The organism is Geminisphaera colitermitum TAV2, from assembly GCF_000171235.2.
Taxonomy (GTDB): domain Bacteria; phylum Verrucomicrobiota; class Verrucomicrobiia; order Opitutales; family Opitutaceae; genus Geminisphaera; species Geminisphaera colitermitum.
Window position 1 is genome coordinate 15219 of the sequence record NZ_ABEA03000202.1, and the last position, 21699, is coordinate 36917.

Annotated in this window: 19 protein-coding genes; 5 read left to right on the forward strand and 14 right to left on the reverse strand. The window is 62.5% G+C overall.

Annotation, left to right across the window (positions count from 1 at the left end; translation table 11 throughout):
• Positions 1-7 precede the first annotated feature (7 nt).
• Both OBACDRAFT_RS23460 and OBACDRAFT_RS23465 read left to right on the forward strand, forming a co-directional pair.
• The gene (locus OBACDRAFT_RS23460) at positions 8-817 is read left to right on the forward strand and encodes a type II secretion system protein (RefSeq protein WP_052362468.1); all 810 of its coding nucleotides are present in this window, start codon (positions 8-10) and stop codon (positions 815-817) included.
• Positions 814-2064 (forward strand): AGE family epimerase/isomerase, encoded by a 1251-nt coding sequence (locus OBACDRAFT_RS23465; RefSeq protein WP_052362470.1) that lies wholly within the window; start codon positions 814-816, stop codon positions 2062-2064. The genes OBACDRAFT_RS23460 and OBACDRAFT_RS23465 overlap by 4 nt, the downstream gene beginning before the upstream one ends.
• Here the strand turns inward: OBACDRAFT_RS23465 and OBACDRAFT_RS23470 are convergent.
• The 5 genes from OBACDRAFT_RS23470 to OBACDRAFT_RS23490 all read right to left on the reverse strand — a co-directional run bounded on the left by OBACDRAFT_RS23470 (position 1979) and on the right by OBACDRAFT_RS23490 (position 5934).
• The gene (locus OBACDRAFT_RS23470) at positions 1979-2959 is read right to left on the reverse strand and encodes an RluA family pseudouridine synthase (RefSeq protein ID WP_052362472.1); all 981 of its coding nucleotides are present in this window, start codon (positions 2957-2959) and stop codon (positions 1979-1981) included. The genes OBACDRAFT_RS23465 and OBACDRAFT_RS23470 overlap by 86 nt on opposite strands.
• Entirely contained in the window at positions 2959-3942 is a 984-nt protein-coding gene (tatC, locus tag OBACDRAFT_RS23475; protein WP_043589477.1) for a twin-arginine translocase subunit TatC, read from the reverse strand. Before tatC ends, OBACDRAFT_RS23470 begins: the two co-directional genes overlap by 1 nt.
• Positions 3943-4057: 115 nt before the next feature.
• The gene (locus tag OBACDRAFT_RS23480; protein ID WP_043589478.1) at positions 4058-4672 is read right to left on the reverse strand and encodes a hypothetical protein; all 615 of its coding nucleotides are present in this window, start codon (positions 4670-4672) and stop codon (positions 4058-4060) included.
• A gap of 9 nt (positions 4673-4681) precedes the next feature.
• On the reverse strand, positions 4682-5032 hold the full coding sequence (locus OBACDRAFT_RS23485) for an STAS-like domain-containing protein (protein ID WP_043589479.1): 351 nt from the start codon (positions 5030-5032) through the stop codon (positions 4682-4684).
• Positions 5033-5049: 17 nt separating this feature from the next.
• Positions 5050-5934 carry an ATP-binding protein gene (locus tag OBACDRAFT_RS23490; RefSeq protein ID WP_043589480.1) on the reverse strand — a complete coding sequence of 295 codons (885 nt, stop codon included), beginning with the start codon at positions 5932-5934 and terminating at the stop codon, positions 5050-5052.
• A 748-nt stretch (positions 5935-6682) separates the two neighbouring features.
• Here OBACDRAFT_RS23490 and gyrB point away from each other — a divergent pair.
• The 3 genes from gyrB to gyrA all read left to right on the forward strand — a co-directional run bounded on the left by gyrB (position 6683) and on the right by gyrA (position 12642).
• Entirely contained in the window at positions 6683-9370 is a 2688-nt protein-coding gene (gene gyrB, locus OBACDRAFT_RS23495) for a DNA topoisomerase (ATP-hydrolyzing) subunit B (protein WP_043589481.1), read from the forward strand.
• A 46-nt stretch (positions 9371-9416) separates the two neighbouring features.
• The gene (locus OBACDRAFT_RS23500) at positions 9417-9830 is read left to right on the forward strand and encodes a GxxExxY protein (protein WP_043589482.1); all 414 of its coding nucleotides are present in this window, start codon (positions 9417-9419) and stop codon (positions 9828-9830) included.
• A 199-nt stretch (positions 9831-10029) separates the two neighbouring features.
• Entirely contained in the window at positions 10030-12642 is a 2613-nt protein-coding gene (gene gyrA, locus OBACDRAFT_RS23505; RefSeq protein WP_081722311.1) for a DNA gyrase subunit A, read from the forward strand.
• Between the two features lie 132 nt (positions 12643-12774).
• Here the strand turns inward: gyrA and OBACDRAFT_RS23510 are convergent, their stop codons facing one another.
• The 9 genes from OBACDRAFT_RS23510 to OBACDRAFT_RS23550 form a co-directional block, all read right to left on the reverse strand.
• A complete protein-coding gene (locus OBACDRAFT_RS23510; RefSeq protein ID WP_043589483.1) occupies positions 12775-13137 on the reverse strand; it encodes a hypothetical protein in 363 nt (120 codons plus the stop codon).
• The gene (locus OBACDRAFT_RS23515; RefSeq protein WP_052362475.1) at positions 13134-13895 is read right to left on the reverse strand and encodes a flagellar motor protein MotB; all 762 of its coding nucleotides are present in this window, start codon (positions 13893-13895) and stop codon (positions 13134-13136) included. The genes OBACDRAFT_RS23510 and OBACDRAFT_RS23515 overlap by 4 nt, the downstream gene beginning before the upstream one ends.
• A gap of 18 nt (positions 13896-13913) precedes the next feature.
• Positions 13914-14783 (reverse strand): motility-associated protein, encoded by an 870-nt coding sequence (locus tag OBACDRAFT_RS23520; protein ID WP_043589484.1) that lies wholly within the window; start codon positions 14781-14783, stop codon positions 13914-13916.
• A 73-nt stretch (positions 14784-14856) separates the two neighbouring features.
• Positions 14857-15681: a sigma-70 family RNA polymerase sigma factor gene (locus tag OBACDRAFT_RS23525; protein ID WP_043589485.1), complete on the reverse strand. Its 825-nt coding sequence runs from the start codon at positions 15679-15681 to the stop codon at positions 14857-14859.
• 14 nt (positions 15682-15695) lie between these two features.
• On the reverse strand, positions 15696-16028 hold the full coding sequence (locus OBACDRAFT_RS31000; protein WP_269799097.1) for a hypothetical protein: 333 nt from the start codon (positions 16026-16028) through the stop codon (positions 15696-15698).
• A gap of 11 nt (positions 16029-16039) precedes the next feature.
• Positions 16040-18181 (reverse strand): flagellar biosynthesis protein FlhA, encoded by a 2142-nt coding sequence (gene flhA, locus OBACDRAFT_RS23535; protein WP_232767695.1) that lies wholly within the window; start codon positions 18179-18181, stop codon positions 16040-16042.
• 80 nt (positions 18182-18261) lie between these two features.
• Positions 18262-19371, reverse strand: a complete 1110-nt coding sequence (locus tag OBACDRAFT_RS23540; protein ID WP_043589486.1) for an EscU/YscU/HrcU family type III secretion system export apparatus switch protein — start codon at positions 19369-19371, stop codon at positions 18262-18264.
• 261 nt (positions 19372-19632) lie between these two features.
• Positions 19633-20631 carry a 2-dehydropantoate 2-reductase gene (locus tag OBACDRAFT_RS23545; protein ID WP_043589488.1) on the reverse strand — a complete coding sequence of 333 codons (999 nt, stop codon included), beginning with the start codon at positions 20629-20631 and terminating at the stop codon, positions 19633-19635.
• A gap of 51 nt (positions 20632-20682) precedes the next feature.
• Complete coding sequence (locus OBACDRAFT_RS23550; protein ID WP_043589489.1) at positions 20683-21564, reverse strand: BPL-N domain-containing protein; 882 nt, start codon at positions 21562-21564, stop codon at positions 20683-20685.
• Positions 21565-21699 lie beyond the last annotated feature (135 nt).

The following is a 21699-nucleotide window of genomic DNA, read 5'->3' on the forward strand; positions in this document are numbered from 1 at the left end:
CCCGGCCATGATTTCGCACCCCGACAAACACCCCTGCCTGTCCAACTCGCAATGCTGGCGGCAGACGGCTTTCACTCTCGTCGAACTCCTCGTCGTTATCGCCATCATCGGCATCCTTGCCGCCATCATCATCCCCGTTGTTGGACGCGCCCGCGACAGTGCCCGCGGCGTACAATGCCTCTCCAACCTACGCACCCTCGCGCAAGCACATGCCATGTATCGCAACGAGTTCAAAGGACACGGCCCCCCCGGCACAGCGCAGAACACCCATCCCTTGAGCGAAGATCACAACGCCGAAGGCATTCTTCTCCTGCGCCGCTATTACAAACCAGGCCCCAATTACATCTTCGCTCCCGGCCCCAAATTCATCTTCGAAAAAACGGAAATCTGTCCGATGGCCATCCCGACCAACTCCAGTGTCAAAGCCGACGAACCCGGACGCATCCCCGACTACGGCCTGCAAACCCACGGAGATAGTGCGCACGCCATAAAAGACCCAAACAGCTCCACCAACGGCCTGCTGCATGCCGGCAACTTCGACTCATTTTATCAAGTCCCCTCCCGCACCCCGTTAATATGGGACGGCTGGAATGCCATATGGAATTCCTCCCGTCGCATGCCCCCCCGCCACGGAGGAGGCAACGGCATCAACGTCGCCTTTCTCGACGGACACACTGCGTATTTGCCCGCCACTGACAAACGGCTTTGGTCCGAATGGTGGTCCGCCGCCAGCACCAAGTCCCAGCCCGACGACTCCAAACTGGGAAAGGGCGAATTCCTGCTCAAAAAAGAAAGAACCTCTGGCAGCACCGAGTGAACCGCCGCCTGCTCCACCTGATCGTTGCAACCAGCCTATGCTGCAACCTTGCACCGGCATCCCCCCCCTCCCGCGATACCGGACTCCAACGCTGGAGCGCGCACCTCACACGTGACGTCCTCCCATGGTGGACAACAACACCCCCTGCGGAACAAACCCCCACGCTTCGCCTCCGCGCCCTCTACGTTCACGCCGTCTCCCTCGCCCGCGAAACCAACCCCACAATCAAAACAACCCTTCGCGCCCAGCTCGACTCACGCTGCGCCGCACTGATCCCCCAACTCGAAAAAACACCGGCCAACTCCACCGCCGTTCAAGCTTGGATCATCATCCTCCTCGCCGACATCCACGCCCTCGCCGGGAAACCCGAGGCCCTCCGCCTCGCCCGCCAACTCTTCACTCAACTAGACCCACTCGCGCACGACACCGAACACGGCGGATATTTTGTAACGTATTCAACATTCAACGACACCCTGCGCGACCACGAATCCTCCCGCAAACACGCTCCCACCCAACTCCACCTTCTCCTCGCCCTCACCCGCCTCCTCCAAGCCACACCGCAAGACCCGCTCATCCGCGCCCGGCTCGCCGAACTTCACGCCCTCATCCCTCGCTTCGTATCCACCGAAACAGGACACGTCCGCTGGGCGCTCGCCCGCGACTGGCGGCCCGCCGAGTTTGCCCGCCCCATCAACAACCAGACCCTCTACGGCCAGAACGCCGAAACCATCACCTATCTCCTCGCCGCCAACACCGCCCTCGGCCTCCCGTCAGCCGACATCCTCCCCCTCCTCCAAACCATTGCCCGCGCCCTCATCCGCGACGGCATCAGTCCCGACGGAGCCGTTTATTACCTGGGGCCAATGGCTGGCCCCGCCATCGACCGCCGCGTCTGGTGGTGGCCCCAAGTCGAAACCGCAGCCGCGCTCTGGCAGATGTATCAACTTACCGGTGACAACCGCTACCGCGCCACCTTCGACAACGTCAGCACATGGACCTTCACCCATCTCGTCCCGCAACCGCCTGCCCCGCCCGGACGCTGGCACACAGTCTGCGCCCCCGACGGGCACCCGCTCCCGCACACCAACGCTCCGCACGAAATCCAAACCGGCTACCACGTCACCCGATCCATCCTCACGATGGAGTCGTTTCCACCATCTGCTATACGTCACCCGCCCGCAGCGCCCGCAACATCTCCTCAAAATCCTCCGGTAGCGGCGCGCGCACTACCAACTCCCGCCCCGTGACCGGATGCTGAAACCGGATGTGTTCCGCGTGCAGCATCACCCGCCTCGGCATCGCATCAAGCGCCTCCAGACGCGGGTCCGGTTTCCACCCATACGTCGCATCGCCCAGCAGCACATGGCCGATCGACTTCATATGCACCCGAATCTGATGCGTGCGCCCCGTGTGGATGTGACACCTCACCAACGCCGCCCACGGCGGGAACGCCTCCAGCACCACCCAGTCCGTCCGCGATGGACGCCCCCCCTCGCCCGTCGTCATACGATGCCGATGCACCGGATGACGCGCGATGGCCCGGTCAATCGTCCCGCTCGCCAGCCGCGGCACGCCCGCCACCAACGCCACATATTCCTTGTGCAAATGCCGCCCCGCAAACTGCTCCGAAAGCCCCCGGTGCGCCGCGTCCGTCTTGGCAACGACGATCACCCCCGTCGTCTCCCGATCCAGCCGATGCACGATCCCCGGACGCTCCACCCCGCCCACGCCGCTGAGTCCACTTCTCCCCTCCCCCCCCCCCCCCCCCGTTGACGCGCAGTAACCCAGCAACGCATGCACCAGCGTATCATCGCCCGTGCCCGCGCCCGGATGCACCACCATGCCGGCGGCCTTGTTCACCACGAGCAAGTGCTCGTCCTCATGCAAAATCTCCAGCGGAATGTCCGCCGCGCGCAATTCGGACGGCTTCGTTTCCGGATGTGAAAACTCCAACACCTCACCCGCCCGCACCTCGTCCTTCTTGTCCAGCACACGCCCGGCGCGCCGCACCAACCCCGCGTCAAACGACCGCTGCCACGCCACCCGGCTCAGTTCAGGAAATGCCGCCGCCAGCACCTTGTCCGCCCGCTCCCGCCGAATCGCATCCGGCACCCTGTATCTGCTGCTGTTGGACGCACTCATCACTCCAACGATTCCCCCGCCTCTTCCGCCGCCACCTTTGCCGCCCGCCGCTTCTCCACGCGCGACGCCACCAGCACAGCCAGCCAGTAAAGCCCGTAGAGCGGCACCGCCAGCGCCGTCTGCGTCACCGGATCGGGCGTCGGCGTCACGATCGCCGAAATGATAAAAATCACCAACAACGAGTGCCGCCACCATCCGATCAACCTGCGCGTGCTCAAAACCCCCATCCACACCAACACCACGATCAACAACGGAAATTCAAACGCCGCCCCCACCCCCAGCACCAGCCACAGCAGCAAACTGTAATACGCCTCTGGCGTCCACCGCATCACGAAGCCAAACAACTCATTCAACTCCACCGACACCCGGATCGTGCTCGGCACCAGAAAAAAGAAGCTGAACCCCGCCCCGACCACGAACAACCCAAGAGCCGACAGGCACACCGGCAGTACCAGCCGCACCTCCCGGTCATTGAGCGCCGGCCGTATAAACTGCCCCACAAAGAAAAACATGAACGGCAGCGCCATCACCAACCCGCCCAGCCCGCACATCTGGATGACGATGGTAAAACTCTCCATCACCGACCGCGTGCCCAAGTCCAGTTCCACCGCCGCGTTCTCCGCCTGCACCCGGTGCAACGGCCACAACAACACCTGATTCGCCTGCCGCAAAAAAACACCAATCCCCGCCGCAAACACCCCGAACGCCACCACGCACTTCACGATCGTCCATCGCAACTCCTCCAGATGGTCAAAAAACCCCATGGGCCGCTCGCCCGGCGCGATGTCCGACGCCGCCTCATCCTCCTCGTCCTCCCACTCGTCCACGTTGTCCGCATCAACATTCTCCCTCTCCCCCCCCCCCCTGCCATCCTCGTCCTCCGCCCGCACCGCCCCCGTCTCTTCATCTCTCAACTCCGGGTAAACAGACTCCGGCGCTGGTTCTGCCTCTGGTTGATCAGTTTCATTAGGATCGCGATTCACTAACGCAGCAGAAAAGACAGCGGCGTCCGCATTTCAACACGTAAGCCCCGAAACCGCCTGCCACATGCCAAACCTCACCACGTATTGGACCATGCTTTCTGCCTCAAATACGACATCATTGGGCTGCGTTAAGCACGTTTCGATTCGCGGTGAACATCCTGATCCCCGGAACCGTGGCAAAATCACCGTCATCTGTAACGATGCCGGTCACGCCCGATTTCTGAAGAGCTAGGGCCAAGAATAGATCATAGCCATCGAGTTCGGCCTCCTTTTGCAGAGTCGCCGCTTCCTCGATGGACGCCGACGACATGACCATGTCGCCCAATTGGGAGCCGAGCGCATCGACTTCCGCCCAAGCATCAGCGATGACCCGCACCACGCGTGCCCGTTCAACAGCATCGTTGTGTCGATAGGATTTGGGATTATCGGCATCGGGTGAACCGTAATATTTGGCCATCTCGTATTCTGTTCGTTCGATGTGATGCGCCAATTCCGGCCAAGAGAGAGGTGACCAGTGCAAAGCCGCTCCGGCGAGCTTCGCGCGCTTCAGAAAATTCGGATAAACTGAAAGCTGGTAATGCTTCGGCTTCTTTGTCTCCGCCAGCTCCGGAGCGAAGACATAGGATGCCCACCACCAGACATTTGTATCTACCAAGTAGGATTCTCCCGCAACCGGCGTGTGTGCTGCCAAGTCAACGACCTGCGCCTGGACTGTGAGGTTGACAGCCACCTGAAACGCCTAGACCAGTTCGGACTGCTCCGCCTGCACGCGTTCCAGCGTCGCGCGGTAATTGGAGTCGGAGTAGTAGCGCTCCGCCTGCTCAATGGAACGCTGCAAAGGGCGCGTCGCGGCTGCGGGGACGTTGGCGAACAGCAGCCTGGTCTTGAGCTGATCGCGCGTATAGTCGCGCAAGAGTTGCCCCACTGCCGTGTTGAAAAATGCAGATACGAAGGTAGTCGTGCCGGCAAAATCGAGCTTCACCATTTCGCCTGCGTCGAGCAGGCCTCGGTAGTGGTCGTGAAGTTTCTGGCCGTCTTCGCGGGTCATGCAGACTTCACCAACGATGGTTTTGACGGAGAGTATGGTCATAGGAGGAACAAAGGGAATCAAAACGGATGGAAGGTAGCACGGGACGAGCCAAGATCATAATAGCCGGGGGAGCTTCGGAGTCGAATCGTGATCATGGTTCCTTCGAAATAATCGGGGAAGACTGCGTATTCTGTGCGTTCTTTTCGCAAAATGGCCCGGCTTTCGTGGCTATGAATTTCCAAGCTGCCTTGGGAAGCAACCACAAATTCACGCAGGGTATCCAACCCCAATCCGCCGCTCACCGGCCCGGAGCGGGTCGAGTTACCCCGGGCAAAGGCCCATTCCAAGCAACGCCTGCCGTCTCGCCACACTTCACCAGTGGCCGCGCCGTGAAAACGGCGAACGTTGGCCGGGATGCCGACACCGAAATCCACCAGCGTGAGCGACAAAATACCCAACTTGGGAAACAATTGACCGCATCCATGCACGCCGACCGCCGAATCCGCATGTTCGAAGGCGTTGACGTAAATCTCGCCAACGTTGCCAACCACTTCCGACACCAGTTCGGGGCTTACGTCAACCCAGCCGCGCCCGAGCCAACGTCCGCGAGCGTAGGCATCGAAGGCGGCTGCATCCGCCGCGCGATGCTCCAGATAGGGCACCGCCGTTCCCTGCCACGGACCCTGCGGTCCGCCGAAGGCCTGCATGAAGCCGTTTTGGGCCAGGCAGGCCCAGATGGCGGGCTTGAGCGTGCCCCAGAGAAAACTCACCGAGCCGCCACGATGTTCGATCAAGCGCACGAGCCCACCGAGAAAGGCCACCGCCTGCGGGCGCAGGAAATCGCAGTAGCTGAAATCAAGGGTAACATGGACCGTGTTCCGCCCGTAGCACCGCCATAGATCAAACAACCGACGGCAATCGGCGGAGTGGGCGCTGAGCGTGGGGACGTAACAGACTTCCATGCGCGATGAATCTGAGTGTTCTCAGGTGGCGAGGGACGGCTCGCCCCAGACGCTGGCGGGGGGGTGGGTATTGAGAAAGGCTTGTTCGTCGGTGGTGGTTGGTTTGGTCACAGGAAGCAGGCTTACGGGCATTAGGGAAATTGGGTTTTTTGATCAGCAAAGAGCCCAAAAGCAATGAAAGATTCTCCTTCCAATTGCGCAATCTACTGTCTTCTAAGCGGATAATTTTCACCCGAGAAGGTTTATTGGAAACTCCTAAACAACAGATTATTAACCACGGAGATACCAAGGCATAAAGGTTCACCGAATCAGAGAAAGTAAAGGAACCTATTTTACTCAAAAAAGATACAAAATTAAGAACCCCCTCCTCTGTATCTTTGTATCTCTTTGGTTAATTTTTAGAACCTCCCTACTGCTCTTTGGGTCGGTTTTTCCTGTTCGGGGAGTTCAAGCAAAGATGCATCACGGTTCTCGGGAGAACAAAAAGCGGCGACGGAACAGCCTCGCCCCCTCGCCAAACCCCATTAGCTCTTCATTAGGGCCTGTTCACGTCCTTCTTCGTCCCCTCCCACGCACCGATCATCAGCATTTGTGAACGCCCTCAAAAAATGGGGTTGTCGCCACCCGCGTTTTCCGATGCTATTTTTCCCTTACATTTCCTAACAACTCGGCCAGCCCGCCGCCGTCCTGCATCCATCCAGATATCAACTCATTTTCCATTCCCTTTCACACACGCAACCACCTTCACATGTCCGACCAAACCGATCCGAAAAACGCCCCCACCTCCACTTCCGACGCCTCTGCCGGCATCATTGCCCCCACCGCCCTTGATGCCCCCTTCGTCGCCAACCAAGCCATCGAAGGCGACTACGACGCCTCCAAACTCAGCCAGCTCAAAGGCCTTGAAGCCGTCCGCAAAAAACCCGGCATGTACATCGGCGGCACCGACGAACGCGCCCTCCACCACTGCGTCTCCGAAGTCCTTGACAACTCCGTGGACGAACACCTCGCCGGCCACTGCTCGCGCATCGAAGTCAATATCCACGTCGATGGCTCCATCAGCATCCGCGACAACGGCCGCGGCATCCCCGTGGACATCAACCAAGAAAGCGGTCTGCCCGGCGTCGAACTCGTTCTCACGACCCTCCACTCCGGCGGCAAGTATGGCCAGGGCGGATACAAATTCTCTGGCGGCACCCACGGCGTCGGCGCCAAGTGCGTCAACGCCGTCTCCGAATGGTTTGAAGTCGAAGTCTCCCGCAACGGCCAGGTCCACCACATGAAATTCGAGCGCGGCAAAACCGTCAAAAAACTCGAAGTCATCGGCAAAGCCCGCGGCACCGGCACCTACATCACCTTCAAACCCGACCCCGAGATTTTTAAGGAAACCACCGTCTTCCAAGCCGCCCGCATCAGCCAGCGACTCCGCGAACTCGCCTTCCTCAATTCCGGCCTCGAAATCGTCTTCACCGACGAACGCCCCGCCACCCCCAAACCCGAAACCTACTACTACAAAAACGGCGTCGAAGAATTCGTCACCCAACTCAACACCGGCAAAAACGCCCTCCACCCCAGGCCCATCCGCATCACCCGCGAAGTTCGCAGCCAGATCGACGACAAACCCGTCGAAATCCACGTCGAAGTCGTCCTCCAGTACAACGACACCTACAACGACCAAGTCCTCTGCTACACCAACACCATCCACAACCCCGACGGCGGCACCCACCTCTCCGGCTTCCGTTCCGCCCTCACCCGAGCCATCAACCAGTACGCCAAGGCCAACAACCTCCTCAAAGACAAAGACCCGCAAATCACCGGTGACGACGTCCGCGAAGGCCTCGCCGCCGTCATCTCCATCAAGCACAGCGACCCCAAGTTCGAATCCCAGACCAAGGTCAAACTCCTCTCCCCCGAAGTCGAAAGCGTGGTCGGCTCCGCCTCCTACGAAGGCCTCATGATGTACTTCGAGACCAACCCCCCGGTCATCAAACGCATCATTGACAAATGCCTCAACGCCGCCCGCGCCCGCGAAGCCGCCCGCAAAGCCCGCGAAACCGTCCGCAAAGGCGCCTTCTCCGGAGGCGGCCTCCCCGGCAAACTCGCCGACTGTTCCGAACGCGACCCCTCGCTCTGCGAAATCTACATCGTCGAAGGCGACTCCGCCGGCGGCTCCGCCAAGCAAGGCCGCGACCGCCGCTACCAAGCCATACTCCCCCTCCGCGGCAAAGTCCTCAACGTCGAGAAAGCCCGCATTGACCACGTCCTCGGCAACGCCGAAATCCGCACCATGATCACCGCCTTCGGCACCGGCATCGGCGAAGGCGACGACTCCGTTGGCGGCTTCAACATCGCCAAAACCCGCTACCACAAAATCATCATCATGACCGACGCCGACGTGGACGGCTCCCACATCCGCACCCTCCTCCTGACCTTCCTCTACCGCCAGATGCGCGGCCTCTTCGAAGCCGGTTACGTTTACATCGCCCAGCCCCCCCTTTACAAAATCAAGCGCAAGAAACGCGAACAATACGTCGATAACGACGACCAGATGAACCGCATCCTCCTCGAACTCGGCTCCGAGGACGTCATCCTCACCCGCCTGCGCGACAACCTCAACTTCAACGAAGAACAGATCGACCAGATCGTCGAAAACCTCTCCGCCCTCGAAAAACTCGGCGGCAGCGTCACCCGCTACGGTGCCTCGCTCTCCGACTACCTCGACCAGCACGACAAGACCACGCAGGAATTGCCCCGTTACATAGCCCGCATCCGCGAAGGCAACCAAGAGAACCACGAATTCCTCCACGACGAAGCCGCCCGCTACGCCTTCGAACAAAAACACGACCTCATCGACGCCAGCGCCAGCTCCACCCTCCAACCCGACGGCAGCATCACCACCGACCTTCCTCCCGCCACTCCCGCATTGGACGTTGGACGTTCCGGCGAAGCCGCCGCCTCCCCTCCCCCCCCCCCCCCCACGCCTGTCGCCAACGCGCGCACCGCGAAACGCATCACCATCCACGAAATCTTCGAGTCCACCGAGATGTCCAAGCTCATCCGGGCCATTGCCCGCATCGGACTCGACATCAACCAATTCGGCACCACCGAGAATGCCCGTTACGTCCTCACCGAAAACGCCGGCCAGAAGAGCGAAGTCCAGACACCGCTCCACAGCCCCCTCGACATCGTTGCGCAAATTCGCGCCAACGGACGCAAAGGCCTCTCCATCCAACGTTACAAAGGTCTTGGTGAAATGAACCCCAAGCAACTCTTCGAAACCACGATGGACCCCGCCAAGCGCCGCCTCCTCAAAGTCAACGTCGCCGACGCCGCCAAGGCCGACGCCCTCTTCACCCTCCTCATGGGCGACGAAGTCCCGCCCCGCCGCCAGTTCATCGAAGACAACGCCCTCAACGTCCAATTCCTCGACGCCTGATGCCTTTGTTGAACAGCGAAGGCGCAAAGACGCGAAGAAATACAAAATGAGAACGGTCCTTGTTCCACAAGAGGTTGAACACCTTGCAACGGCGGCTGTTAATGCTGCATTTGCCGTGCATCAAACACTTGGTCCGGGCCTCTTGGAAGGTACCTACCGTCAATGCATGGCAATCGAACTCTCGCTTAACGGCATCACAGTTGAACAAGAAAAATCCATGCCGCTCACCTATCGCGGACACCTCATCGCCAACAGCTACCGCCTCGACCTTTTACTCAACAATAAACTCACTATCGAACTCAAGACCGTCGAATCCGTGCTCCCTGTTCACGAAGCGCAACTTATCACCTACATCAAACTCCTCCATTTTCCGCTCGGACTGCTCATCAATTTCAACGTCCCCCTCATTAAACACGGCATCAAGCGAATCTTAAATCACGATTTTCAAACCGAAAACTGATTTGAACAGCGAAGGCGCAAAGACGCGAAGAAAACACAAACACTCCCGCAAGCCTACCTAACCTCCCTTCCTTGCCTTACTTCGCGCCTTTGCGCCTTCGCTGTTCAAATCAAAAATCAATTCACCCTCCACCTCAACCCACCCCATCCCCCCCCTCCGATTTCTTAAATCCTAATTTCTAAATCCTAATTTTCAATCCATGCCCGACGACACACCTGACACCTCCGACACGACCACGCCTGCCAACGTCACGCCCGCCATCGCCGAAAAGCTCACCACGGCCAACATCACCGATATCATGCAGACGGCCTACATCGACTACTCGATGTCCGTCATCGTGTCCCGCGCCCTCCCCGACGCCCGCGACGGCCTCAAGCCCGTCCAACGCCGCGTCCTCTACGCCATGCTCCGCGAAGGACTCCTCCACAACCGAGCCTTCACCAAATGCGCCGGCGTCGTCGGCGAAGTGCTGAAAAACTACCACCCCCACGGCGACTCCTCCGTTTACGACACCCTCGTCCGCCTCGCCCAACCCTGGGTCATGCGCTACCCTCTCATTGACCCCCAAGGCAACTTCGGCTCCGTCGATGGCGACTCCGCCGCCGCCTACCGCTACACCGAATGCCGCCTGCGCGACATCGCCGAAGCCCTCCTCGCCGACATCGAGGAAGACACCGTGGATTTCGCCCCCAACTACAACGAATCCACCACCGAACCCACCGTCCTCCCCTCCTCCCTCCCCAACCTCCTCATGAACGGCTCCACCGGCATCGCCGTTGGCATGACCACCAACATCCCCCCACACAACCTCCACGAACTCATCACCGCCAGCGTTGCCGTCCTCGACAACCCCGCCACCACCCTTGACGAACTCTGCCAGATCATCAAAGGCCCCGACTTCCCCACCGGCGGCGTCATAGCCGGCCGCGACGGCATCGACTCCTACCTCCGCACCGGCCGCGGCATCGTCCGCATGAGAGGCCGCGCCATCACCGAAGAAACCAAAACCGGCGGCGAACAAATCATCATCACCGAAATCCCCTACAACGTAAACCGCGCCAACCTCGTCACCCGCATCGCCGAACTCGTCACCGAAAAACAAATCGAAGGCATCCGCGACATCCGCGACGAATCCGACGAAAACACCCGCATCGTCATCGAACTCAAACGCGGCGAGCAATCCTCCCCCATTCTCAACCAACTTTACCAGAAAACCGCCCTCGAATCCTCCTTCGGAGTCATCCTGCTCGCGCTCGACAAACGCCGCCCCAAGCAGATGAACATCCGCGAACTCCTCGACTGCTACATCGACCACCGCCGCGACGTCATCACCCGCCGCACCCGTTTCCGCCTCCGCCGCGCCGAAGACCGCGCCCACATCCTCGAAGGCTACAAAATCGCCCTCGACAACCTCGACGACTTCGTCCGCATCATCCGCGCCTCCGCCTCCCGCCAGGAAGCCAAGGAAAAGCTGATGGCCAAATACCCCCTCAGCGAACGCCAGACCGACTCCATCCTCGAACTCCGCCTCTACCAGCTCACCGGCCTCGAACGCGACAAAATCGAAGCCGAATACCTCGAACTGCTCAAACTCATCGAAGAACTCAAAGTCATCCTCGAAAACGACTGGCGCCTCCGCGAAGTCATCAAGGAAGAGCTCCTCGTCATGAAGGAAAAATACGGTGACGCCCGCAAAACCGAGATCACCGGCGCCCTCGGCGACTTCCGCATGGAAGACGTCATCCCCAACGAAGGCTGCGTCATCACCGTCTCCCACCTCGGCTTCATCAAGCGCACCCCCAGCGCCGACTACCGCTCCCAAAAACGCGGCGGCAAAGGCGTCATCGGCACCGAGACCTACGACGAAGATTTTGTCGAACACCTCTTCACCGCCTCCACTCACGACTACATCATGTTCGTGACCAGCACCGGCCAGTGCCTCGCCAAAAAAGTCTATGACGTCCCCGAAGGCCCCCGCACCGCCAAAGGCAAATCCGTATCCAGTTTCCTGAGACTCAACGAAGGCGAGAAAATCGCCGCCATGCTCTGCCTCCAGGACTTCGCCAGCGACCGCTACCTTGTCATGGCGACCCGGCGCGGCGTCATCAAGAAGACCGCCCTCTCCGATTACCTCGGCACCACGCGCAACCTCGAAGGCGGCCTCATCGGCATCAACCTCGCCGAAGGCGACACCATCATCGGCTGCGTCCTCACCACCGGCAACGACGAGATCATCCTCGTTTCCCACCAAGGCCTCGCCGTCCGCTTCCGCGAACGCGACCCCGAGACCGGCGAAGAACTCTTCCGCGCCACCGGCCGCGCCACCGGCGGCGTCACCGGCATGCGCTTCAAACTCGATAACGACCAGCTCGACGTCATCGAAGTCGTGGACCACACCGCCAAATTCCTCGTCGCCAGCGAAGCCGGCCTCGGCGTCCGCACCCGCTTTGAGGATTACCGCCTCATCAACCGCGGCGGACGCGGTGTATGGGCAATTACACTACCCGACGACAACTCCATCAACATCGCCGGCGCGCTCAGCGTGAAGGACACCGACGAGATCATGCTCCTCACCACCAAAGGCCAGAGCGTGCGCTGTCCCGTGAACACCATCCGCGAAGTCAACCGCGGAGGCAAAGGCGTGAAACTCCTCACCTTGGCCGAAGGCGACAAACTCCTCAGCATCGCCAAGGTCGTCGAGACCGAGGAAGAGCAGGAAGCCGCCGCTGCAGCAGCAGCCGAAACCGCGTCCGAAAACACCGCGCCCCAGCAGCCCGGCACGCCGCCCCCGGAAGCCCCCGCGTCCGAGTAAGCGGTCTGCGAGAAACGTCTGGAGGGCGGGTCTCCCGACCCGCCGACGGCGCGAAGCGCCGCCCTTCCGATTTCGGATGGGCGCGGCTGCGCCGCGTCTGGCGGGTCAGGAGACCCGCCCTCCAATAACTTCTCAGCGGGCGCTGTCGGGAGCTGCGTAGGCGCAGTCGATCTCGATGCGTTCGCCGCTGCTGGCGGTCACGATGATGCGAGTGATGCGTCCGTCGGCGGCACGCTCGCAGTCCACAGACGGTCCCGCCGCCACGCCCGGCGTTGGGATCGTGGCGGTGGAGGGGGGGACGTTGCCCGACGCGGCGGCTGTCGCATCGCCACGCGCAGTCCCATTGGCTCCACCACGCGCAGGGGCGAACGGCGGGAGGGGGGGGAGGGGCGATCCATGCACGCCGCCACGCGGCACGTTGCCGCGCAGTAACTTCAGGCCTCGCGCCAGCGAAGGCGGGTCCAGGCGGGGACGGTCTTGCAAGTAGTGCCTCATGGTTTGGGGGTGTGTTTTCTCGGCAGACGCAGGCTGAGCGTCACGCGCTGGTTGGATTCGGAAGTCGCGTCCGTGTCGAGCAGGGGGCGGGTGTCGGCGTAGCCCACCACGCGCTCGATCAGGGCCGGGCTCACGACGTGCTCGGTGAGGGCGCGACGCGAGGCGTTGGCGCGATCGGCGGAGAGTTCCCAGAGGGTGTAGCTGGAGGGGCGGTCATCGAGCGTGAGTCCGGCGCGGGTGTGGCCTTCGATGGTCACGTAAAAATGGTCGCGGTCGATGAGCCAGGCGAGGTTGTCCATCACGAAGCGGCCCCACTCGGTCAGTTCCGTGCCCCGGTCCACGAAGAGGGGGCGTCCGTTGCGATCGTAGAGAATGACGCGCAGGCCGTCGCTCGTCACCTGGATGTCGATGGGGTTGTCGGTCCGCGATTCGTCGAGGTTGAGCAGGCGGTAGAGTTCGCGGGCGAGTTTGTTGAGGTACTCGAGGTCCACGGCTTTCTGGTCGGTGAGACCGGTGCCGGGGTTGTCCTTTTCGCCGCTGGATTTGCCGGTCTCGGGCCGGAATTTCTCCATGGGCATCACACCCGCGGCGGCGTTGAGAAGCGGTTTGGTCGGAGCTTGGAAATAGCGCGCGGTGGAGATGAGGATTTGATGATCTTGCGCGGAGATCCACAGGACCATGAAGAGGGCCATCATCGCCGTGACAAAATCGGCGTAGGCCACCTTCCATGCTCCGCTTGATCCTGAGTTGCCGGCCATGATGGGTTGTTCCTTGGTTCAGGTTTTGCCGGGCGCGGGCATGCTTTTGAGCGTGCTCTCCAGTTCCTCGGCACCGGGTTGCACGGAGCTGTTGAGCGAGCGGCGCGCCACCTCCACGGAGGTGATGGGGGCGAGCCCCTTGGCGAAGCCCACGACCGAGATCATGATGCAGCGCAGGTATTGCTGGTTGGTGATGTTGTTAAGCTTCACCCGGTTCGCCATCGGGTTGACGAAGCCGTAGGCGAAGAACACGCCGAGCAGGGTGCCGGTGAGCGCGGCGGCCACGCGCAGGCCCACGACTTCGGGGCCGTCGGCGATGGAGGCCATGGTGTTGATGATGCCGAGCACGGCGGCGACGATGCCAATGCCGGGCAGCGAGTCGCCCACGAGTTGGAGGAGGTGCACGGGGTGCTCGGCCTCCTCGGCCTTGGCGCGCAGTTCCGCGCCGAGCAATTCTTCGAGCTGATCGGGTTTGATGCGGCCGTCGATGACGGGACGCAGGGCGTTCATCAGAAATTCGCGTCGTTCCGCATCAAGGGCGAAGGTGGGGTATTTTTGGAAAATCGCGCTCTGCTCCGGCGCGGACACGTGCTCTTCGAGTGCGATCAGGCCGTTGCGCCGGCCCAGCACGAAGAGTTCGTAGAGGAGTTTTAGCAGGTCGAAATAGTCCTCGCGGCTCATGCGCCGTCCGCGGATGGCTTCGCCGACTTTGCGGATGATGTCGCGCATCACGGCGGGCGGGCTGGCAATGATGAGCAGGCCGAGCGCCACGCCGATGATGACCACGTATTCGGAGAGGTGCAGCAGCACGAGGGGATTGCCGCCGGCGAGCATGAAACCGCCGAGGGTGGCGGACAATACGACAAGGGCTCCGATCAGGATCGTCATAGTGCGGGGCGGAGGGAAGAGTGAAGGGCGGAAAACAGGTGGGCGGAGGGTGGAGGGTGTGGACGCAAGGAGGTCAGCGGTTCTGCGCGCGCAGGATGTAGGCGCGCAGGGTGAGCACGGCTTGCGAGTGGATCTGGCAGATGCGGGATTCGGTGAGGCGGAAGACGGCGGCGATTTCGGCCAGCCGCATGTTTTCAAAATAGTACATGGCGAGGATGCGTTTCTGTATATCGGGCAGTTCCGTGATTCTTTGAGCGATAAGTTGCCAGACCTCCTCCTTTTCCATGCGTTCGCGCACAGGAGTGTCGTTTTTGTCGGCGATGACCTCGTGCAGTGACACGCCGCTCCCGCCTCCGCTGCTCCCGCCGTCGTCACCGGACGCGGGCTGGTCGATGGCGACAAAGGTCACGGGACGCGACTCTTCCAGCCAGTGCGCGTAATCGTGCAGGGAGATACCGAGGTGCTCGCTGACCTCGGCGTCGGTCACGGCGCGTCCGTGGCGTTGCTCCAGTTCGCCGATGGCGTCCTTGATTTTGCGCGCCTTGGCCCGGGCGCGGCGTGGGCACCAGTCGAGGCGGCGCAATTCGTCGAGCACCGCGCCGCGGATGCGCAGCGTGGCGTAGCCGGCGAAGGTGTTGCCCTGCTCGGGGTCGTAACGCTGGATCGCGGCGAGCAACCCGGTGACGCCCACACTGTAAAGATCCTCCACCTCGACGTGCGCGGGCAGGTTCATTTTGATGCGGTCAACGACATTGCGCACGAGCGGCAGGTAACGTTCGATGAGCGTCTGCTCGTCGTCGCGGTCCGCGCCATTCGTTGCATGCTGGTAGGCGCGCCAAGCCGTGGAAACAACGGCGGGGGGAGGCGCGGAGGAAATCTCGGTGAGCGTGATGGACATGGGTGGATGCGTGGTTAATCAGCGGGTACGAACGGGCGGCGACGGACGCAGCGAAGGACGCGGCGGCGACGACGGCGCAGGGGGGGGGGGGGGAGGAGAGGTTGCGTCTGACGTTGGGCGAGCAACGTTTCGCGCATCGCGCTGACGAGCACGCTCCAGAACCAACGTCCGACGAGTGCTCCGGCGAGGCAGCCGATGGCGGCGTCGCGCAACACCAGATCGGGATCACGCCCGGCGGTGAGGCCCGCCAGCGCCACGACGGTGAATCCGATAAAGCCGGAGAAGAGAAAGATGGATCGCATGGATTGGCGGGCGATAGGGGGGGGGGGGGGGGGAAGGGAGGTCATGGGAAAAAAAATCAGGAAGAAGTCGCCGCTCCTGCCGGCGGGATGATGCCCGCGTTTTCAATCTCCGTGGACGCCGGCAATTCCTGATACGCCAGAACCGCCAGACGCGGGAACGAGGGTTCGAAGAACCTGCGCAACGCCAGTCGCAATTCGCCGCCCACCACGAGCACCGCGGGCGCGCCGGACTCGACCAGCGCCTTTGTGCGCGACGCCACCTCCGCCAGCAAATGCCGGCCCGTCAGCGGATCGAGCGCCAGCCCCACGTCGCCGGGGGAACGGTGGATTTTGGATACAAGCAACTGCTCCAGCCGCGGGTCCAGCGTCAGGGCGCGCACCACGCCGGGCCGCACTTCGTATTCGGGATTGGGATGGGGAATAAAATACAGTCCAAGGCGCCGGCGGATCAGCTCCGAGAGGTCGTCAGGATTTTTGGATACGGGCGCGTAGTCCGCGATGCCTTCGAGGATCAGCGGCAGGTTGAGGATCGGCACCCCTTCGCGCAGCAGGTTTTGCAGCACGCGCTGGATGATGCCCAAGTTGACGAGGTCGGGCAGCAGTTCGGCGACCAGCGCCGGGTTCGTCTGCTTCACGTGGTCGATCAGGGTCTGCACGTCCTGCCGCCCGAGCAGATGATGCGCGACGTTTTTCAGCACTTCCGAGAGGTGCGTGACGATGACCGACGCCGCATCGACGACGGTGTAGCCGTTGATCTCGGCCGTCTTGCGCTCGGCCTCGTCGATCCACACGGCGTCGATGCCGAAGACAGGCTCCTTGCACGGCGTGCCGCGCAGTTTGGTCGTGCTGCCGCTCACGTTCATCGCCATCCAGCGGCCCGCCGCCACGGTGCCGCGCGCCAGCGTCTTGCCGCGCAACAGGAATCGGTAGGCGTTGGATTCAAGCTCCAGATTGTCGCGCACCGAGATGGGCGGCACGATCAGGCCGCGCTCGCGCGCCATCGTTTTGCGCACGCCCGTGATGCGCGCCAGCAAGTCGCCGTTCTGCCTCTGGTCGGCCAGTGGCAGGAGCCCGAATCCGACCTCGATGGAAAACACGTCGAGGTCGATCATGCTGCGGATCTCCTCCGCGATGCCGCCCTTCGCGCCGGGCGCGCCCGCCGTCGTCGCAGTTGCGCCCCCCGCCTTGCCCTCGGCGCGCGATTTGCCCGCTCCCGCCCCTCCCGCCGCAATCGCGGCATCGTCGCCCATGAGGTGTTTGGGCAGCGTCCGCGCCACGTACCACAACATGCCGCCCAACGCCGCAAAGGGCAGCAACGGCATGCCGGGGATCAACCCGAACACGCACAACATGCCGCCCACGACCTGAAGCGCGCGCGGGTAGCGCAGCAACTGCCGCCCAACCTGCGCGCCGAGGTCGCTGTTTTCCGAGGCGCGCGTGACGAGCAGCGCCGCGGCCACGGAGATGATGAGCGCCGGAATCTGCGTCACCAAGCCATCGCCGATGGAGAGCAGTGTGAACTTGGTCAGCGACTCCTGGAGCGAGAGGTCCATCTGGAAGACGCCGATGGCGAAGCCGCCGATGACGTTGACCAGCGTGATGAGGATGCCCGCGATGGCGTCGCCGCGCACAAACTTGGATGCGCCGTCCATCGCGCCGTAAAAATCCGCCTCCTTCTGCACCTTGAGCCGGCGCGCCGTGGCCACGGACTCGTCGATGATGCCCGCGTTGAGTTCGGCATCGATCGCCATCTGCTTGCCCGGCAGCGCATCGAGGGTGAAGCGCGCCGTCACCTCGGCGATGCGCCCCGCGCCCTTGGTGATGACCACGAAGTTGATCACCACCAGGATCACGAACACGACAAAGCCCACGATGTAGTTGCCCTGAATGACAAAGTGCCCGAACGAGTCGATGATCGAGCCCGCGTAGCCCTCCGTGAGAATGAGGCGCGTGGTGCAGATGTTGAGCGCCAGCCGGTAGAGGGTGAGCCCGAGCAGCACGGTCGGAAAACCGGAAAACTCAGCCGGGTCGCGCACGTAAACGATGACGAGCAGCACCAGCAGCGACATCGCCAGGCTGACCGCGATCAGCATGTCGAGCACGAAGGGCGGCACCGGCACGATCAGCATGAGCACGGTGCCGAAGAGCGCCGCGATGAAGATCAGGTCCGCGCGTCGCAGCAGGCTGTTTGTCTGCAACCCTCCGGAGGGAACGGCGGACGCAGCGGCGGGAGAGAGGGGGGGGGGGGGGGGAGGCGTGGCGACGGCGGCGGCGGAGTTCATGCGGCGGTCCTCATTTCCGTGCGCCGGGATTTGAGGCGGAAGAAGTAGTATCGGTGAGTCCGATACACCATCGCCAGAATGCCCGCCACGGCCTGATAAAGTTCACCCGGTATCGGTTTTCCCACTTCACCGGTGGCGAAGAGCAGGCGCGCCACGGCGCGGTCCTCCACCGTGGGCACTTCGTGCTCGGCGGCGATGGCCTTGATGCGGAGGGCCAGGCGCCGGTCGCCTTTGGCGAGGACAACGGGGGCCTTGTCGATGCCGCGCTCGTATTTCAGCGCCACGGCGTAGTGCGTGGGGTTGGTGACGACGACGTCGGCCGTCGGCACCGCCGCTAGCATCTGGCGGCGCATGAGCCGGCGGGCCATGCGGCGCAGGGCGGATTTCACCAGCGCGTCGCCGTCCGACTGACGCCGTTCCTCCTTCACCTCCTGCCGCGTCATCATCAGTTCGCGGTGCGTTTTGAACCATTCGTAGGCATAGCTGATCGCGGCGATGATGCCCATCGCCAGAAGCAGGCGGGCCAGCAGCGCCATCAGGCTGCGGTGGATGAATTCGCCCAGGTAGGCTGTCTCGACGGGCGCGGTGAACAGCGGGTCGCCGAGCAGCGTGCGCGCAGCCAGCCAGAGGCTGAAGGCGATTACGCTGACCTTCAAAAAGTCGATGCCGCCATGCACCAGCGTGTTTTTGGAAAAGACGCGCCCGAAACCCGTCACCGGATTGAGTTTCTCCGGTTTGAAACCCAGCGCCTTGGGCGTGACGCGAAATCCCGTCTGGATGCCGCCGGAGAGCAGCGCCGCCCCCACGCTCGCAATCATGAGCGGGGCGAGCGCACCGGCAAAAGTGACCGCCCCCATCGCCACCGGCGCCGGCACCAGTCCCGAACTGATGCGGACGGTGTGCAGTTGCTCGAATATCCCCGTCGCGTACTCGGCCACGCGGCGCGCCCCGTCTTCGCACGCCATGGACAGCGCGCCAAAGGCCGCGGCGAGCATGAATACGATCCCGAGTTCCGGCGTTTTGGCGAACTGCCCGCGCTCGTACGCCTCGGAGAGACGTTTCTCCGATGGAAGCTCGGTTTTTTGATCTTGGTCTTGTTCGGCCATGCGCGGGGGCCAGCCCTATTGCACGGTCAATGCCAGTCAGTCAGCCGATGCCACAACCTGCTGTCGTGGAGCGGGAAAAAATATCTTTTAAAGTCCGCATTCAAACATCCGATACAACTCACGAGGCTGCATCGCCTCCTGCCCGGCAATTCTTGCCGGGGCGGTAAACACTGACAACGGGTAATCGCTCCATTACCACTTCCCTCTCAAAACTATCTCACGCGGAGACGCGAAGGCGCGGAGGATTTGGTTACCTTCTGTTCAATTTTTAGCGCACAACTCGCGCAGCCGCGCGTAAAGCGCCGCGAGGCGGGGCACGTCCACGCCTGCGGCACGGGCGCGGCGCAAGGGTTCGCCCCAGATGGGTTCGAGTTCGATGGGTTTGCCCGCCACGTAGTCGAGCATGGTGGAGGGCTTGTAGGGGCCCATCGGATACGTGCGCTCCACTTGATGGCGCACAAAGTCGTCCGGGATCGTGATGCCGTGCGCAGCCGCCGCCGCCTGCACTTCGCGCATGAGCGCCCAGACGTCGGCGGTCATGCGGGGATCGGCGAGGATTTTTTCGGTGTCAATGCCCGTGGGCACGGCGGCGGGTGAGGGAGGGCGGGGGTCACCGGGCGCTCCGCCGCCCGTGACGGCAAGACCGTTGAAAGGGATGTTCCAGACGAGTTTTTTCCAGCGTGCCTCGGCCAGATTGTCGGAGACGGTGAGCTTCATGCCCGCGCCGTGAAAGAGGTCGGCGAGGGCGCGGGTGCGCGCGGTGGCGGGTCCGGCAAATTCGCCGGCCACGACCATGCCGGTCATGGTGCACTGGGCGTGGCCGGGGGCGATGCGGTTGACGCAGATAAAGCAGAGTCCGCCCACCGTGCGCTCCGGACCGGCGATGACCGCGGCGGCTTCGTCCACGCCGAGTCCGTTCTGGATCATAAGCACGGTGGTGCCGTCGTGCAGGAGGGGGGGGAGCAGGTGCGCGAGTTGATCGTTGGCCGTGGCCTTGAGGCTGATGATGACGAGGTCCGCAGGGCCGGCCTGCGCCGGGGTGGCGGCGAGGCGGAGGGACGCGCCAGGGAGGGTGAAGGTATCGTTGTCCGGTGTAATGTCCACGCGGATACCGTGGGCGCGGAGGTGCGCGAGATCGCTGCGGGCGATGAACCGCACGTCGTTGCCCGCGCGCGCCAGGCGTCCGCCGTAGTAGAGGCCGAGCGCGCCGGAACCGAGTATGGCAATGGATGAAAATGTGCCGGATGTGCCGTCAAACATGTCCGCCAACGAAAAGTCCGCGACGGCGGGCGTGGCGACGGTTTTTTTGCGTTACCGCGTCGAAGCCACCATCGTGCCGGAGACGGGACGGGAAACGGGCTCCTGACCGGAGGCGAGCCACAGGAGCACGCGCGGCACGATGTTTTCCAGACCCGGCGTCACTTCGGGATGCGGGCTGATGGCGAACACGCGGCCGCGGCCGTAGGTCGAGTGCACGAAGGCGGGCGAGTTGACCATCACGTTGCGCGGGGTGTTGTTGTCCGCGATTTCGCTGCGATACCAGGCGGCGACGGTGTAGGGCGGCAGATCGTGGCGGCCCATCGGTTCGAGAATCGGGCCGTTGACGTAAACCATGGGCATGGCCGGGGAATAATCGCCGAGCAGCGCCCGCCCGTCATCGGAAAACTGCACGTCCACTTCGCCCCGTCCGCGTATCCAGTTGTTGGGTTCCACGGTGCGGGCGTTGAGCAGCCCAAGGCTCCACGGATAACCCGAGGTGGCGAGAAACGCCCCGGCGCAGATGCCGAGGTAGCCGCCGCCGTTTTCCACGTAGCGGCGGATCGCCTCGCGCCCGGCCTCGCCGATGCTGCGCCCCTGCGAGGCCGGACTGCCGCCGGGAAACACGATCACGTCAAACACCGACAAATCCATCCGGGCAAAATCACGCGGCGCGAGCGCCGTGATCGTCGCCCCCGGCAGGTCCGCGACGCGCTGCACGAACGCCTGATAATTGAGCACGGAGGTGCTGTTGTCGCTTCTCAAAAAGACCGCGATCCGCAACGAACGGGTGTTTTGCGGGAAGGAGATGACGCGGGCGAGGGTTGCGGTGACTTCGGCCCGTTGGTGGGCCGCGGGCACAACAACCGCCCGGCTCGCGGGCAGCCATGATGCGAGGGTCATGGCCACACCGAACCAGAGGGCGTGGTAGCGCATGGGTGTGGTAGCGGTTTCCTGAGTAGGGCCTGCCTGGCGGAGGTGAGTCCGCCCGGCGAGCCGGGTGTCTGACTAACTTATACTGAACTGACTTGATCTAATCGGCCGGGTGGTAGTCCGGCTTAGGACAAAAAA